This is a genomic window from Tepidicella baoligensis, from assembly GCF_013432195.1.
In the GTDB taxonomy this organism is placed as follows: domain Bacteria; phylum Pseudomonadota; class Gammaproteobacteria; order Burkholderiales; family Burkholderiaceae_C; genus Tepidicella; species Tepidicella baoligensis.
In genome coordinates, this window is record NZ_JACCDB010000003.1 from 62,041 (window position 1) to 77,842 (window position 15,802).

The window sequence follows — 15,802 nt, forward strand, 5'->3', positions numbered from 1 at the left end:
TCTAGCGCCGTTTGTCCGCCGTCGGATCAGTCCAGCCCGCGCTCGCCGATCGAAGCCTGCATGGCGATCATGAGCGCCGAGGGCAGGCTGACCCGTCGCCGCGTACAGGTCAGCCTGCACAGCGGTTCGAGGAGCGGGTGATCCGCGCCGCCAAGGGGCGGCTACACTGGCTGCATCATCGTCCGAGAGACCCCATGTCTGCCACCCCCACCTCTATCCCCACCCCTCTGTCCACCGACCCGTTGGGCGATACCGATTTCGACATCCTCGACCAGATCCTCGACGACCTGCGTGAGCGCCTGGACGAAGTTCCCTCATGGGAGTTTTGCGAAGGCTTCATGGCGGCGCTCATCTGCTGCCGCCGTGCCATCCCGCCCCAGGAATACTTCGGCGCCCTGCTGAGTGACCCCGAGACCGGTACCTTCGGGCCGCATCTGTTTGCCAGCCCCGAACAGCACGACCGGTTCATCCAGCTCTGGCAACGCCGCTGGGCCGAGGTACAGGTCGCGCTGGACGCCCCGGTGGAGTCGCTGGACGATGACCGCTGCTACGCGCCCGAGGTGATGGACCTGCGCGGCGCCGTCGCCAGCATGAATGACGCCGAACGCGCCGAGATGATGCAGCAGCTCGGCGGTGAAAGCCTGCCCTCCTTCGCCCAGGTGTGGGCACTGGGTTTCATGTACGCCGTCGAGACGTGGCCCGAAGAATGGCAGCCCCCGCGCGACCAGGAAGCCGCCGGCTGGGTGGAGGACGCGATGGAACGCATCGTGGCCATGACCGAGGACGACGAGGGCGAACCCACCATCCGCATGTTCGGCGACGACAGCCCACCCAGCGTGAGCCAGGAGCGGCTGAACGCCTACGGCGAGGCCATCTGGGCGGTGTACGACCTGCGCGACACCTGGAAGCACGTGGGCCCGCGTGTGGACACCGTGCGCAAGGCCGAAGAGCCGGGCCGCAACGACCCGTGCCCTTGCGGCTCCGGCAAGAAGTACAAGAAGTGCTGCGGGGCCTGAGCCCCTCCGCCACAGACCGATCAGGCCGGGCTGAGAAACACCCGCGCCTTGCGCGGCGACACCACCAGCCTCTCGCCCTCTTTCAGGCCCAGAGCCCGGAAGTGTTCGGCCGGGATCTGCGCCTCGATCAGCGGGTCGTGGCCGTCGGGCTGCTGCGGGTCTTCGGGCCACAATTCGAGCCGGGCAATCGGCCCGACCACGATGGCGCGTTGCAGCTCGGCCACGATGCCCGTGGCACCGGGTGAATAGCGTTCCACTTCCAGGTCGTGCGGGCGGACGTAGGCGTAGGCCTTGGCGTCGCGGACCTGAGCGTGCTCGGGGCTGTCGATGGCCACGCCCTCCAGGTGCAGCCGGCCTTCGTGCGCCCGGCCATGGAACAGGTTCACGTCGCCGAGGAAGCCGTACACGAACGGGCTGGCGGGGTGTTCCCACACGTCTTGCGGTGTGCCCACCTGTTCGATGTTGCCCTGGTTCATCAGCACCACGCGGTCGGCCACTTCCAGGGCTTCTTCCTGGTCGTGCGTCACGAAAATGCTGGTCACGTGCAACTCGTCGTGCAGACGGCGCAGCCAGCGGCGCAGCTCCTTGCGCACCTTGGCGTCCAGCGCACCGAAGGGCTCGTCGAGCAACAGCACCTTGGGTTCCACCGCCAGGGCACGCGCCAGGGCGATGCGCTGGCGCTGCCCGCCCGAGAGCTGTGACGGGTAGCGGTCGGCAATCCAGTCGAGCTGCACCAGCTTGAGCAGGTCGGTCACCTTCTGCCGGATCTGCGCTTCGCTTGGCCTTTGGCCGCGCGGTTTCACCCGCAGGCCAAAGGCCACGTTCTCGAACACGGTCATGTGCCGGAACAGCGCGTAGTGCTGGAACACGAAACCCACGTTGCGGTCGCGCACATGCACATCCGTGGTGTCAGCGCCGCTGAAAAGGATGCTGCCCGTGTCCGGCGTTTCCAACCCGGCGATGATGCGCAGCAGCGTGGTCTTGCCGCAACCCGAGGGGCCCAGCAGGGCCAGCAGCTCGCCCGAGTCGATGTCGAGGTTCACGTTGCGCAGCGCGTGAAAGCTGCCAAAGTGCTTGTTGACGTTGCGGATTTCAATGCTCATGGCTCATGCTCACGGAGGTGTGGGGTTGGGTGGGCCGCTCCGGCGGCAGTTCGGCAACGCTTTTGAGCGTGCGCTCATGCTGCCATTCCACGTAGCTCTTGATGGCCAGTGTGACCAGCGCCAGCAACGCCAGCAGCGAGGCCACGGCAAACGCCGCCACCGACTGGTATTCGTTGTACAGCACCTCCACGTGCAGCGGCATGGTGTTGGTCTGGCCACGGATGTGTCCCGACACCACCGACACCGCGCCGAACTCGCCCATGGCGCGCGCATTGCACAGGATCACGCCATAGATCAGACCCCACTTGATGTTGGGCAGCGTCACGCGCCAGAAGGTCTGCCAGCCGGTGGCGCCCAGCACGATGGCGGCCTGTTCTTCGTCGTTGCCCTGCGCCTGCATCAGCGGAATCAGTTCCCGCGCGATGAAGGGGAAGGTGATGAACAAGGTGGCGAGCACGATGCCGGGCACGGCAAAGATGATCCGGATGTCATGCTCCATGAGCCAGGGGCCCAGCCAGCCTTGCGCCCCAAACACCAGCACGTAGATCAGGCCGGCCACCACGGGCGACACGGAAAACGGCAGGTCGATCAGAGTCGTGAGGAAGGACTTGCCCCAGAACTCGTACTTGGCCACGCACCAGGCGGCGGCGATGCCGAACACCAGGTTCAGCGGCACCGAGATCGCGGCCACCAGCAGGGTGAGGCGAATGGCCGACCAGGCATCGGGCTCCTTGAGGGCCTCCCAATAGGCCTGCCAGCCTTGGCGCAGCGCCTCGGTGAAAACGGCGGCCAGCGGCAGCACCAGAAACAGCAGCATGAAGACCAGGGCCAGCCCGGTCAGGGTGTAGCGTATCCACGGCGCCTCGGTGGTGCCGTGCGAGGCGCTTCTGGTGAGGGTGGTGCTCATTGCGAATTCCCTGCCGCACGTTGGCGCTGCCAGGCCTGCAGGCCGTTGATGATCAACAGCAGGACGAACGAAATGCCCAGCATCACGGAAGCCACGGCCGTGGCACCCGCGTAGTCGTACTGTTCCAGGCGGCCGATGATGATCAAGGGGGTGATTTCCGACACCATGGGGATGTTGCCCGCGATGAACACCACCGAACCGTACTCGCCCACTGCGCGGGCGAAGGCCAGGGCAAACCCCGTGAGCAGGGCCGGCAGGATGGTGGGCAGGATCACGCGGCTGAACGTCTGCCAGCGGGTGGCGCCCAGGCAGGTGGCCGCTTCTTCCAGCTCGCGCTCGGCGTCTTCCAGCACCGGCTGCACCGTGCGCACCACGAAAGGCAGGGTCACGAAAATCAGCGCGATGACGACGCCATTGCGGTTGAACGCCAGTTGAATGCCGTAGGGCTCCAGCCACCGACCGATCCAGCCGTTGCCGGCCAGCAGTGCGGTCAAGGAGATGCCGGCAACGGCGGTGGGCAGGGCAAAGGGCAGATCGACCATCGCATCGACGATCTTCTTGCCCGGAAAGGTGTAACGCACCAGCACCCAGGCCACCAGCAGTCCGAACACCACATTCACCAGGGCCGCCGCCAACGAAGCCCCGAACGTGAGCTTGTAGGAGGCCACCACCCGGGGGGACGACACCGCCGCCCAGAAATCGGCCCAGGTGAGCGTGAACGTCTTGAACAGCAGGGCCGACAGCGGGATGAGCACGATCAGGCTGAGGTACAGCAGGGTGTAACCGAGGGTCAGGTTGAACCCCGGCAGCACCCGTGCACTTCCCCGGCGCACGGGCGTGGTGGGCGCTCCAGGCCCGGCCAGCGCGGAAGCAGCAGCCGACATGGATCAACGCCCCTGGGTGTAGATCTGGTCGAACAGGCCGCCGTCGTTGAAGTGCACGCGCTGCGCTTCCATCAGGGAGCCGAAGTAGTCTTCCACCGTGAACAGCTGGATCGGCTTGAACGCCTGGGCGTAACGCGCCAGCACGGCCGGATCGCGGGGGCGGATGTTGTGCTTCGCGGCGATTTCCTGGCCTTCAGGGCTGTACAGGAAGTCCAGGTAGGCCTTGGCCTCGGCGGCCGTGCCCTTGCGGCTGACGGTGCGCTCCACGATGGCCACGGGGTTTTCGGTCAGCAGCGAGGCGCTGGGGTGGATGGCATCGACCCGGCCCTTGCCGAATTCGTTGTCCACCGACACCACCTCCGACTCGAACGTGACCAGCACGTCGCCGATGTTGCGCTGCAGGAAGATGCCGGTGGCATCGCGCCCGCCGCGGGCCAGCACCGGGACGTTGCGGTAGAGCTTGTTCACGAACGCCTGCGCCTCGGCGTCGGTACCGCCCTTGCTGCGCACATAGCCCCAGGCGGCCAGGTAGGCCATGCGGCCGTTGCCGCCGGTCTTGGGGTTGACCACCACCACCTGTACGCCAGGCTTGACCAGGTCGTCCCAGTCCTTGATGTTCTTGGGATTGCCCTGGCGCACCAGGAACAGCATGGTGGAGGTGGTGGGAGCGGCGTTGTGCGGGAAGCGTTGGCGCCAATCCTTGGCCACGACCCCGCGCTCGGCCAGGAAATCCACATCGGTGGTGGTGTTGAAGGTCACCACGTCGGCGGCCAAGCCATCGGCCACCGCGCGGGCCTGCGCGCTGGAGCCTGCGTGGGACTGGTCGATTTTGATGTCTTTGCCGGTGGTTTTCTTGTAATGCTCGATGAAGGCGGCGTTGAAGTCGCGGTAGAACTCGCGGGACACGTCGTAAGACACGTTGAGCAGCGTGGTCTGGGCCGACACCCAGGTGGTGGCGGTGAGGGCGATGACGGCCAGCGCCTGACGGAGTGTGGTTTTCATGAAGAACGGGACATCGAGTGACAGGATGAGCATGATTGTGGAAAACAGTCCAAACAATCCAAACTACTTTGTTTTTCTTTCTTTATTTGGTTTGTGCATATAAAACCTGGGGCGTGGCACCGCCAGCCGCATCGGGCTCGGAGGCCGGATCGCTGTGCCTTCCGAGCCGGGCGGAGCGACTGCAAACCCGTGCGCGTTGCCCTCAGAGGCGCCGCGTGAAGATCTGGTCGAACTTGCCGCCATCGACGAAATGCACTTTGGTGGCCTCGTCCCACCCGCCAAAGGCCTCATCGATGGTGAACAGGTTCAGCTTGGGCAACTGCTTGGCGTATTTGGCATGTGCCTTTTCCGAGCGTGGGCGGTAAAAGTGTTTGCCGATGATGTCCTGCCCCTCTTCGGTATAGAGGTATTCCAGATACGCCTGGGCCACGGCGCGTGTGCCCTTGCGGTCCACATTGCGGTCCACCACGGTCACGGCGGGTTCGGCCAGAATCGACAGCGACGGGTACACGAAATCCACCCGGCTACCGAATTCTTTGTCCAGCAGGTAGGCCTCGTTTTCCCAGCTCAGGAACACATCGCCTTGGTTGCGCTGTGCAAAGGTGACGGACGAACCGCGCGCCCCCGTGTCCAGCATGGGCACGTTTTCGTACACCTTTTTGACGAACTCCTGCGCCTTCTGGTCGCCGCCATACTTGCGCTTGGCATACTCCCACGCGGCCAGGTAGTTCCAGCGGGCGCCGCCCGAGGTCTTGGGGTTGGGGGTGATGACTTTGACGTCGGGGCGGATCAGGTCATCCCAGTCCTTGATGTTCTTGGGGTTGCCGGCACGCACCACCAGCACGATGGTGGAGGTATAGGGCGAGCTGTTGTGGGGCAGTCGCTTCTGCCAGTCTTTGGGAATCCAACCGCCGTTGGTGTGCAGGGCGTCGGTATCTGCAGCCAGCGCCAGCGTGGCCACGTCGGCGGCCAGGCCGTCGATGATGGAGCGGGCCTGTCGGCCTGAGCCGCCATGCGACTGCTGGAGGGTCACGTTCTGCCCGGTTTTCTCGCGCCAGTGCTTGATGAACGCGGCGTTGTATTCCACGTACAGTTCCCGCGTCGGGTCGTACGACACGTTGAGCAGGGTGATGTGGTTGGACTGGGCATGGGCCAGAGGGCCCAGAGTGGCCAGGGCGGACGCGGCGGCGAGGGTTTGGATGGCGTGTCGGCGATGCATGTGAACTCCACGGTGTTGAACGAACGGAGCGCATCATCCCGAATGTTCCATCAACATGGAACGAATAAAAACTCAGTTGAAAATAACAAATCCAACTATTCGGCGCAGAAAGCCCCAGTGTACACAGGCGCTGATGGACAGCCGACCGCCGCATGGCCACCGCTCCTGAACGTGCGCCAAGGCTATGGCCGGGCCGTCGGGGCCCTGCGCGCCACGAAGAGGGGTGGCGTTACACCTCGAGACGGCGCAGCAGGCCCGCCAAGGCATGCCGCACGGTGGCGGTGCGAACCGCGTCGCGGTCGCCCCCAAAGACCTGCCGCTCGGCGGTCAAGCCCTGGGGTGTGGCCCAGGCGAACCAGACGGTGCCGACCGGCTTGTCGGGGCTGCCGCCGGTGGGGCCGGCCACCCCGGTCACGGCCACGCTCACCTGGGCCAGCGAATGGCGCAGCGCGCCTTCGGCCATGGCACGTGCCACCGCTTCGCTGACGGCGCCGTGCCGCGCAATCAGGCCTTCAGGCACACCCAATTGGGCCGTTTTGGCGGCGTTGGAATACGTCACGAAGCCCCGGTCCAGCCAGTCACTGGAGCCGCTCAGGCCTGTGCAGGTGGCCGCGATCAAGCCCCCGGTACAGCTTTCGGCGGTGGCCAGCATCCAGCCGCGCAGGCGCAGGGCGTTGGCCAGCTGTTCGCAGCAGTGCAGCAGTTCCGGCGCCAGCGTATCCATTCGGGCCTCACCACCAGAAGCGCCACAGAGCGATCACCAGCAAGGTGCAGAACGCGGCCACCAGGTCGTCGAACATGATGCCCCAGCCCCCGCGCCAGCCATCGCCCTTGAAAGCCTGATCGGCCCAGGCCACCGGGCCGGGTTTGGCGGCGTCGAAGAAGCGGAACAGCCCGAAGGCCACCGCCTGCCCCATCAGCCCCATGGGCATGGCCAGCCACAGGACCAGCCAGAAGGCCACGATCTCGTCGATCACGATGTATCCCGGATCGGCGATGCCGCAACGACGCACCGTGGCGACACTGGCCCACCATCCCACCAGCAGCCCCCCGCCGATGAGGGCGGCCCAGGCCCAGTCGGTGGGTTGGAACAGCGCATCGATGATCAGAAACAGCGCCCAGCCCCACAACGTGCCCACGGTACCCGGCGCGCGGCGGCTCAGGCCCGAGCCGAAGCCCAGCGCGATCAGGTGCGACAGGCGCGCAAACAGGAAGCGCGTGTCCGGTTGGGTGAGCGGGGGCTGCGTCATCGAAACCAGCCCTCGAAACCGTCGAAGGGCTCGAACCGCTTCTGTACGAAGCGCAGCCGAGTAGGGCCGGGCAGGGCGCGTTCCGGGATCGGGTGCAGCGGATCGCCGGGGTAGCACATGGCGCGCACCTCGCCGTCCATGAAGTGCTCGGGCTGGATGCAGGGAGCCCGGCGGGACAGCGCCTCCTGCCAGGCGTCGGCGGCGCGGGCGTGGCGGGCCAACTGGGCCAGGGCCATGAGCTGGGGGGGGATCAGTTCGATCTCACGTTGCCAGTACCGTTGCAGAGCGTCGCGCGGGGTCAGCCAGAGGCTTTCAACGGCTTCGTGGTCGTCATGGGCGGCTTCTTGCCCCGCCGGCAGCAGCGCCAGAAAGAAGCGGGTGTCGAAGCGGGGCGTGCCCACGGGAGGGTTGCGCGGCGTGATCCAGCGTGACCATGGCAGCAGAGCAGACACGTGGCCGCGCAGGTTCAGTCCGCGCAGGGCCTGCGGCCACGCTTCATCCGCTTGCAGCCGCGTGTGCAGGGTCTGGGTCTGCTCCAGGCTCGGGGGAGGAAGCGCCAGCAGCACGCCGGCTTCCTCGTAGAGCTCGCGCAGGGCGGCCACGTGCAGGCCCTGGGCTTTCGGCAGCGGCGTGTCGGCCTCGTTGAGCCGCGCCTGCAGGATGTCTGGGGGCAGGTCCAGGGCGTCGCGCCAGCCGGCGTCGGTATCGGCCACGTCCAGCTTGCCACCAGGGAACACATACAGCCCGCCCAGCACGCCGGAATTCTGGTGCCGGCGCAGCAGCAGCACCTCCAGGCCGTGGGCGCCGTCGCGCAGCAGCACGACCGACGCGGCGTCGCGGGGTGGGGCGTCGTCGGCCGGAGGGCGGGCGGCCGCTGAAGAGGGCATGTCGTGACTCATGGGGGGATTTTGACACCACCGCGACGGGTGATGGGTCAGGCGAAGTGATCAAAGCCCGCGAGCGCGGCACCGGCAGGGATGGGGAAGGGATCGCCCTCGGCGTTGACGAGCCGTGCCGTGCAGACGCCGTCCTGCGCCGGCACGATCTCACCGATCCGCGTGACGGCGATCCGGGCCTCGAGTGCAGCCTGTGCCACGGCCTGGCGGGCCGAGGCCGGGGCGGTGAACACCAGCTCGTAGTCGTCGCCGCCGGCGAGCACGCAGGTCAAGGCCAGCGCCGCATCCAGCGTGCGCACGCCATCGCTCACCGCCTCGGAGCGCATCAGGGTTTCGGCGTCGATGCGGGCTGCCACGCCCGACGCGCGCAGGATGTGACCAAGGTCGCCCAGCAGCCCGTCGCTCACGTCGGCACAGGCATGGGCCACGCCGCGCAGTGCCAACCCCAGCGCGACGCGAGGTTCGGGCCATTCCATGCGCCGTCGGGCCCGGGCGAACACGGCCGCTGGCACCTCGCAACGACCGCGGAAGACCTCCAGCGCGAGCCGTGCGTCGCCCAAGGCGCCGCTGACGTACACATCGTCGCCCACGCGGGCCGCATCGCGCCGCAAGGCCTGAGCCCAGGGCACTTCACCCATCACGGTCAGGCACAGGTTGAGCGGGCCGGCCGTGGTGTCGCCGCCCACCAGCGCGCAGCCGTGCGCGTCGGCCAGCGCCAGCAGCCCGCTCGCGAAGGCCGAGAGCCAGGCATCGTCGGCACGGGGCAGGGCCAGTGCCAGCGTGCAGGCCAAGGGGCGCGCGCCCATGGCGGCCAGGTCGCTCAGGTTCACCGCCAGGGCCTTGTGGCCCAGGGCGCGCGGGTCCACCGTCGGCAGGAAGTGGCGTCCCTCGACCAGCATGTCGGTGGACACCGCCAACTGGCAGCCGGGCGCGGGGGCGAGCAGGGCGGCGTCGTCCCCGTTGCCCAACGTCACGCCTGCCGGGCGCAGGGCATGCTGGAAATGGCGACGGATCAGGTCGAATTCGCCCATCAATGCCACGATGCACCGGCGGCCGGCCCCTCGGCGCGCAACACGAAGGGCGGCACCGGGGTTTCGAAGCGGTGCCCATCCACCGCCACGCAGAAATAGTGCCCGCTCATGATGCCCATCGGTGTTTGCAGCGGGGCGCTGCTGCTGTATTGGAACGCCTGCCCGGGTTGCAGCAGCGGTTGTTGTCCGACCACGCCCAGTCCGTCCACCACCTGGACGCGCCCGTGGGCATCTTCGATCTCCCAATGGCGGGCGATGAGCTGGGCCGCCACGTCACCGACGTTGCGGATGGTGATCGTGTACGCGAAAACGTACAGCGGGATCTCGGGGTCCGATGCCTCGGGCAGGTACTGTGGCACCGCCTCGCAGATGAATTGGTAGGTGGGCATGGACAGGATTGTGCCCCGCTTCCGGTTGTCCCGGCAAAGCTGCCACAATGCGGGCCTGCGGGGGCGCGGAGGCCCCCGTTGCCATCCTCGACACCTGCCGCCATGACCTCTTACCGCATCGCCCCGTCCATCCTCTCGGCCGACTTTGCCCGCCTGGGCGAGGAGGTGAGCACCGTCATCGCCGCCGGCGCGGACTGGATCCACTTCGACGTGATGGACAACCACTACGTGCCCAATCTCACGGTCGGGCCCATGGTTTGCCAGGCGCTCAAGCCCCACGCCAAGCGGGCAGACGGCGCGCCGGTGCCCATCGACGTGCACCTCATGATCCAGCCGGTCGATGCGCTGGCCGGTGCCTTCATCGACGCCGGCGCCGATCTGGTGAGCTTCCACCCCGACGCCTCCACCCATGTGCACCGCAGCATCCAGGCGATCAAGGCGCGCGGTGCCCAGGTCGGCCTGGTGTTCAACCCGGCCGAGCCGCTGGACGTGCTGGACTGGGTCATCGACGACATCGACCTCATCCTCATCATGAGCGTCAACCCGGGCTTTGGCGGGCAAGGCTTCATCGACTCGGCGCTGCGCAAGATCGAGCAGGTGCGCCGACGCATCGATGCCTGCGGCAAGGACATCCGGCTGGAGGTGGATGGCGGCATCAAGGCCGACAACATCCGCCGTGTGGCGGATGCAGGGGCCGACACCTTCGTCGCCGGCAGCGCGATTTTCGGCAAGCCCGACTACCGGGTGGTCATCGCCGACATGCGGGCTGCCCTGGCGTGAAGCCGATGTTCACGCTAAATTGAGCATTTTGGACGATTTTCCGGGGGAAATCCCGGTATTGCGGGCGACTGGATGCCACCCAATCGTGGCTATCATCATTGTTTGAAGTTTCCCAAGAGTTGCCCATCATGAATGCATCGCATCGCGCGCACCCTTTCATCCGTCCCGGTATTTCGCTGATGCAGCGTTTGCCCATGAGCGCCAAGATGCTCGCCATGGCTGCCGTGCTGCTGCTGCCACTGGCGCTGGCCGGGGTGTTGCTGGTGCAGAGTTTCTGGGCCGACCGCGTCACTGCCCTGCGCGAACTGGCCGGTCTGCGCGTCGTGCAGCGGGTGATGGACCTGTCTGTGCCGTTGCAGGACCACCAGGGGCATCTGAACTTGCTGCTCGCCGGGCGCAGCCCGTCGGCCGCGGATGTGGAGGCATCGCGCAGCCGCCTGCGCGAACGCCTCGAGGCGCTGGATCAGGCCGTGCGCAATGAGTCTGATCTGAACCTGGCGGCTGAGTGGGAACCGATCCGCGACGAGCTCCGGGCCCTCATCGGTGCCGCTCCGAACAGCAAGTCCCAAGGGGAGTGGTATGGGCTGCACAACGAGCTGCTCGGGCGGCTGCACAAGCTCGCTGCGGTCGCCGGGGAATCCTCCAAGCTGATGCTCGATCCTCACGCCAACGTGTATTACCTCGTGGACCTGCTGGTCGAGCGGTTGCTGCCCCTGATGCAGGCCACCACCCATCTGCGCAACGAAGGCGCTGGCCTGCTCGTCCAGCAAACCCAGGGTTACAGCGCCGATCTCATCACCAATGCCGTGCGCCTGGGCGGGCAGACCGATTTCGTGGACAGCCGCCTGAGCCAAATGCAGGAGCGCCTGGATGCGATGGAGCGGGTGGGCGAAGCGGTGCCTGAAGTGTGGAACGAAGTCGCCGGGGCGGGCTATGGTTACGCGGCCACGACCCGTTCGAGCTTGGGGTCTGGTTTCCTCATCGCCGACCCGATGGCCCATTTCCAGGATGGGACCGCGCTGCAGGCCGACCAGTACGCTTTCGGCCAAGCCCTGGCCAGCCGTCTGGAGGCCTTGCTCCGTGGCCGCGCCGCCTCTCACGAGCGGCAGGGCATCATCGTCGGCGTGGCGGCGGTGCTGCTCCTGTTCGTCCTGATCTACGGCCTGGTGGCCTTTTACCACGCCACCATCGACGGTCTGCGCCAGCTCAACGTGGTCATCGAGCGCGCAACCGAGGGGGATCTCGCTGGCGAGGTTCACATCGATGGGACCGACGAAATGGCCCAGATGGCGCGCAAGTTCCAGGGCATGCTCAACAGCTTGGCCGCCATCGTCACCGACGTGCGCAGCGTCTCGGCCGTCCTCGGGCACATGGGCCAGCAACTGGTGCATGACAGCGGCCAGCTCTCCGAACGCACCCAGGCCCAGGCAGCCAACCTGGAGGAAGCCAGCGCGAACATCCGCGAAGCGGCCGAGACCGTCAACCGCAACAGCGAAAACGTGCAGGAGGTCAGCCGCGTCAGTGCCCAGCTGCACCAGCAGACCGAGGAGGCCAGCGGCCTGATGCAAAAAACCATGCAAGGCATGGGCACCTTGCAGGCCACCTCCAAGAAAATGAACGAAATCATCGGGGTGATCGACAGCATCGCGTTTCAGACCAACATCCTGGCGCTGAACGCTGCCGTCGAAGCAGCCCGTGCGGGTGAAGCCGGACGCGGTTTCGCGGTGGTGGCTGCGGAGGTGCGCAGCCTCGCGCAGCGCAGTCAGGCCGCCGCTGGCGAGGTCCGACAGCTCATTGCCGAATCCACCGGCCGCGTGCAATCCTCAGTCACGGAAATCAGCTCCGTCAATGCCGTCATGGATCAGCTCGTGCAGGGCATCCGCGACATCACGGCTCGCATCGACGGCATGGCCGTGGCCAGCAACCAGCAAAGCGCCGCGCTCAAGGAGGTGGCGCTGGCGATGAACCAGATCGACACCATGACCTACGACAACGCGGCCATGGTCGAGCGCACCAGCCGACGCTCCGAGGACCTGTTGGCCCACACCGGCGACCTCGATGCCGCCGTGCACCACATGCGGCTGAAGAACGGCACCGCCGACGCAGCCATGCGCATGGCCCAGGAGGCACTGGCCCATATTCAGACCGTGGGCTACGAGCAGGCCTGCGAGGATTTCTACCGCAAGGACGGTCGCTTCCTCGATCGAGATCTCTACATTTTCGTGCTCGACCGCCAAGGGATCTACCGCGTCATGGGGGCCGACCGAGCCAAGACCGGCACCCGGGTCCACGATGCGCCCGGCATCGACGCCGACCAGTTTCTGCACGATGCCTGGGACCGTGCCGACAACGGCGGCGGGTGGGTCGAGTACAACATCCTCAATCCGCTGACGGGCGACGTGCGTGGCAAGTCCTCTTTTGTGCTGCCGATCAACGAGCACCTGCTCGTCGGTTGCGGGGCTTACCGCAGCGCGATCAAGACCTGACAGCCCTCCTGCTCGGCACGGTGGGCCGGCATGAGCGACAATGCGGGCTTCGTCTCGGGGGCTTCCCCCTCTTTGATCGCCTGTGTCCGAACCGCCCGTTTCCACGCACCGCATGACCGCGGCCGAGCGCCGCACCAGCCTCTCGCTGGCGGCCATTTTCGCCCTGCGCATGCTGGGCCTTTTCTTGGTGCTGCCCGTCTTCGCGCTGGAGGCCGCCCGCTATCCCGGCGGGGACAACCCGGCCCTGGTCGGCCTGGCCATGGGCATCTACGGTCTGACCCAAGCCTTTCTGCAAATTCCGCTCGGTATGGCCTCCGACCGCTGGGGGCGCAAGCGCGTCATCTTGGCCGGACTCGCGGTGTTTGCCCTCGGCAGCCTGGTGGCGGCCTGGGCGCCGACACTGGAATGGCTCACGGTGGGACGTGCCCTGCAAGGGGCGGGGGCCATCTCGGCGGCTGTCACCGCCTTCGTTGCCGACGCCACGCGTGACGAGGTCCGCACCAAGGCCATGGCCATGGTCGGCATCGGGATTGCGCTCATGTTCGCCAGCTCGCTGGTGCTGGCGCCGATCCTGGCCCACCATGTCGGGCTCAACGGCTTGTTCGCCATCACCTGTGGGCTGGCCCTGACCGGCATGGCGGTGGTGGCCTGGGTGGTGCCGCCCGAGCCGGCCTTGCAGCACGACGCCGGGCGTGGTGGCCTGGCCGAGGTCCTGCGCGATGCGGGCCTGCTGCGCTTGAACCTGGGGGTGTTCGTGTTGCATGCGGTACAGCTCGCCATGTGGATGGCCGTGCCAGCGCTGCTGGTCAGTGCCGGACTGGAGGCGCCACGGCATTGGATCGTTTATCTGCTGGCTCTGGTCGGCTCCTTCGCGGTCATGGGCGGGGTGCTGTTCCGCCTGGAGCGTCGCGGCTATTTGCGCGCGGTGTTTCTGGTCGCCATCGGCCTCATCCTGCTGGTGCAGCTCATGTTCTGGTGGGGTAGCCGGCAGGCCGAACCGGTTGCGCTGGCGTGGCTGGCCGTGGCGCTGTTCCTGTTTTTCCTGGGGTTCAACACATTGGAGGCCAGCCAGCCCAGCCTGGTCTCTCGGCTGGCACCGGCGCGCTCACGTGGGGCGGCCCTCGGGGTGTACAACACCTTGCAGTCGGTGGGCTTCTTCGTGGGCGGGGCGGCTGGCGGCTGGCTGGTGGCGCACCTCGGGGCCAGTGGCCTGTTCATGGCTTGTGCGGGCCTGAGTCTGGTGTGGCTGGTGGTGGCGTGGCCGATGCGGGCACCGGCGATCCAGGGTCCGCGCCGCGTGGTACTCCAGGAGCGGCAGTCGGCCCAGATTCGGCAGGCGCCGTAGCAACCGGGGACTGCGCAGGCTTGGCGCTGGACCCCGAACTCGGCTGGGCCGCGCCGTCACTCGCCGGGCGGTCGAGCACCCGTTCCAGCATGAATTCCGCCATGGTCGAATACAGCGGACGGCTGATCATGCGCGACACCAGGCTGGACAACAAGGCGCACCCCATCAGGCTCAACACCATGCTGTGGCCGTCGGTCATCTCCATGACGATGATCATCGCGGTGATCGGCGTCTGTGTGACCGCCGCCAGGAAACCGGCCATGCCGATCGCGATCAGCGCCTGCACCTGACGCGAGTCGGTCAGCCAGGCCACGTCCGCACCCACGCCCGCTCCCAGCGAAAGGCTGGGGCCGAAAATCCCACCCGGTACCCCGGACCAGGCCGACCACCAGGAGGCGACGAACTTGAGCCCGGAGAACAGAAACGGGGTATGTTCTTCCACCGAGGTCATCTCCAGCAACTCGCGGGCGTGATGATGCCCGCCGCCGTTGGCCGCACCGCCCGTGACCAGGCCGATCACCGCCACGCCCAGCCCGCACCACGCCGCGAACCGCACCGGATGCGCCCGGCGGTAGGCACAGAAGCGGTCGGGCAGGCCGGTGAACGACAACAGCAGCAAGCGCGACAGCAGACCCCCGAACAGGCCGCACGCGAGCGCGATCAACAGTCCGGGCCAGAACAGGTCGGCCCAGGAGACGACCTCGATGCGCACCCGGCCGAAATACGACAGGTTGCCGAACACCGACACCGATACCAGCCCCGACACCACGATCGCAGCCAGCATCAGGCCGCTGCTGCGCTGTTCCAGCCGGCGCGACAGCTCCTCGATCGCGAACACGATGCCGCCCAGCGGGGTGTTGAACGCCGCCGCGATGCCAGCCGCGCCACCGGCCACCAGCAGCTCCCGGTCCGTGATCGCCGTCCGGGGGGAGAGGTAACGGCGCGCGTGGTGCATGACGCCGGCGGCCACTTGCACCGAAGGGCCCTGGCGTCCGATCGACAGTCCGGCGAGCACCCCGCCCGAGACGCCGAGCACCTTGGCCACGCTGAGTTTGACCGAGACGAAGCGGCCGCGTTCAGACCGGGGCAGCGCCGGCTCCAACGCCGCCATCACCTGCGGCACCCCGGAGCCGCCTGCTCCCGGAGCCCATGCACGCAAGGCCCACACCACGAACGCGGTGACGGCTGGCGTCCAAAGCAGCGTGGCCCAGCCGTGGTTCGACTGCAGGGACTGGAACCACTCGAAGGCGGTGTCGTAGAGCAGGGTGAAGCCCACCACCGCCAAGCCCGCCAGCACCGCGAAGCCGATCACCACCACCCGGTCCAGCCAGTGCCGCCCGTCCACCATCTCGTGGCGAAGGTTTTGCAGAAAATCGGGCTGCTGCGACCGGGGCATGCCGACAGTGTAAAAGCGAAACCGGTCTGGGGGACGACAGGACCGACGGAGGCGCAAATGCTGCACAATCACTGTTTGAATCACACCACGCGAGAGAG

At 66.9% G+C, this 15,802-nt stretch carries 14 protein-coding genes and 1 pseudogene; 4 read left to right on the forward strand and 11 right to left on the reverse strand.

Annotated elements, in window-relative coordinates; genetic code table 11:
* The first annotated feature begins 194 nt into the window (after nucleotides 1-194).
* Complete coding sequence (locus HZS63_RS04935; RefSeq protein ID WP_180682946.1) at nucleotides 195-1,016, forward strand: YecA/YgfB family protein; 822 nt, start codon at nucleotides 195-197, stop codon at nucleotides 1,014-1,016.
* Between the two features lie 20 nt (nucleotides 1,017-1,036).
* Here HZS63_RS04935 and HZS63_RS04940 read toward each other — a convergent pair whose 3' ends face one another.
* The 10 genes from HZS63_RS04940 to apaG form a co-directional block, all read right to left on the reverse strand.
* Nucleotides 1,037-2,119 carry a sulfate/molybdate ABC transporter ATP-binding protein gene (locus HZS63_RS04940; protein ID WP_180682947.1) on the reverse strand — a complete coding sequence of 361 codons (1,083 nt, stop codon included), beginning with the start codon at nucleotides 2,117-2,119 and terminating at the stop codon, nucleotides 1,037-1,039.
* Complete coding sequence (cysW, locus tag HZS63_RS04945; protein ID WP_180682948.1) at nucleotides 2,109-3,026, reverse strand: sulfate ABC transporter permease subunit CysW; 918 nt, start codon at nucleotides 3,024-3,026, stop codon at nucleotides 2,109-2,111. Before cysW ends, HZS63_RS04940 begins: the two co-directional genes overlap by 11 nt.
* Nucleotides 3,023-3,910 (reverse strand): sulfate ABC transporter permease subunit CysT, encoded by an 888-nt coding sequence (gene cysT, locus HZS63_RS04950; RefSeq protein ID WP_180682949.1) that lies wholly within the window; start codon nucleotides 3,908-3,910, stop codon nucleotides 3,023-3,025. The genes cysW and cysT overlap by 4 nt, the downstream gene beginning before the upstream one ends.
* Nucleotides 3,911-3,913: 3 nt before the next feature.
* On the reverse strand, nucleotides 3,914-4,912 hold the full coding sequence (locus HZS63_RS04955) for a sulfate ABC transporter substrate-binding protein (RefSeq protein ID WP_180682950.1): 999 nt from the start codon (nucleotides 4,910-4,912) through the stop codon (nucleotides 3,914-3,916).
* A 202-nt stretch (nucleotides 4,913-5,114) separates the two neighbouring features.
* Entirely contained in the window at nucleotides 5,115-6,131 is a 1,017-nt protein-coding gene (locus tag HZS63_RS04960) for a sulfate ABC transporter substrate-binding protein (RefSeq protein ID WP_180682951.1), read from the reverse strand.
* Between the two features lie 229 nt (nucleotides 6,132-6,360).
* Nucleotides 6,361-6,855 (reverse strand): CinA family protein, encoded by a 495-nt coding sequence (locus HZS63_RS04965; RefSeq protein ID WP_180682952.1) that lies wholly within the window; start codon nucleotides 6,853-6,855, stop codon nucleotides 6,361-6,363.
* Between the two features lie 7 nt (nucleotides 6,856-6,862).
* The gene (locus HZS63_RS04970; RefSeq protein ID WP_180682953.1) at nucleotides 6,863-7,381 is read right to left on the reverse strand and encodes a phosphatidylglycerophosphatase A family protein; all 519 of its coding nucleotides are present in this window, start codon (nucleotides 7,379-7,381) and stop codon (nucleotides 6,863-6,865) included.
* On the reverse strand, nucleotides 7,378-8,268 hold the full coding sequence (locus HZS63_RS04975; protein WP_180682954.1) for an NUDIX hydrolase: 891 nt from the start codon (nucleotides 8,266-8,268) through the stop codon (nucleotides 7,378-7,380). The genes HZS63_RS04970 and HZS63_RS04975 overlap by 4 nt, the downstream gene beginning before the upstream one ends.
* A gap of 47 nt (nucleotides 8,269-8,315) precedes the next feature.
* Entirely contained in the window at nucleotides 8,316-9,308 is a 993-nt protein-coding gene (thiL, locus tag HZS63_RS04980; RefSeq protein ID WP_180682955.1) for a thiamine-phosphate kinase, read from the reverse strand.
* On the reverse strand, nucleotides 9,308-9,697 hold the full coding sequence (gene apaG, locus HZS63_RS04985; protein ID WP_180682956.1) for a Co2+/Mg2+ efflux protein ApaG: 390 nt from the start codon (nucleotides 9,695-9,697) through the stop codon (nucleotides 9,308-9,310). The genes thiL and apaG overlap by 1 nt, the downstream gene beginning before the upstream one ends.
* A 102-nt stretch (nucleotides 9,698-9,799) precedes the next feature.
* Between apaG and rpe the strand changes: the two genes are divergently transcribed.
* The 3 genes from rpe to HZS63_RS05000 all read left to right on the forward strand — a co-directional run bounded on the left by rpe (nucleotide 9,800) and on the right by HZS63_RS05000 (nucleotide 14,308).
* On the forward strand, nucleotides 9,800-10,477 hold the full coding sequence (gene rpe, locus HZS63_RS04990) for a ribulose-phosphate 3-epimerase (protein WP_180682957.1): 678 nt from the start codon (nucleotides 9,800-9,802) through the stop codon (nucleotides 10,475-10,477).
* Between the two features lie 128 nt (nucleotides 10,478-10,605).
* Nucleotides 10,606-12,963 carry a methyl-accepting chemotaxis protein gene (locus HZS63_RS14275; protein ID WP_180682958.1) on the forward strand — a complete coding sequence of 786 codons (2,358 nt, stop codon included), beginning with the start codon at nucleotides 10,606-10,608 and terminating at the stop codon, nucleotides 12,961-12,963.
* A gap of 112 nt (nucleotides 12,964-13,075) precedes the next feature.
* Entirely contained in the window at nucleotides 13,076-14,308 is a 1,233-nt protein-coding gene (locus HZS63_RS05000) for an MFS transporter (RefSeq protein WP_180683156.1), read from the forward strand.
* On the opposite strand, the pseudogene HZS63_RS05005 reads toward HZS63_RS05000, so the two are convergent.
* Nucleotides 14,262-15,704: pseudogene (locus tag HZS63_RS05005) on the reverse strand (chloride channel protein); the annotation flags it as partial. The gene HZS63_RS05000 and the pseudogene HZS63_RS05005 sit on opposite strands and share 47 nt — an antisense overlap.
* Nucleotides 15,705-15,802 lie beyond the last annotated feature (98 nt).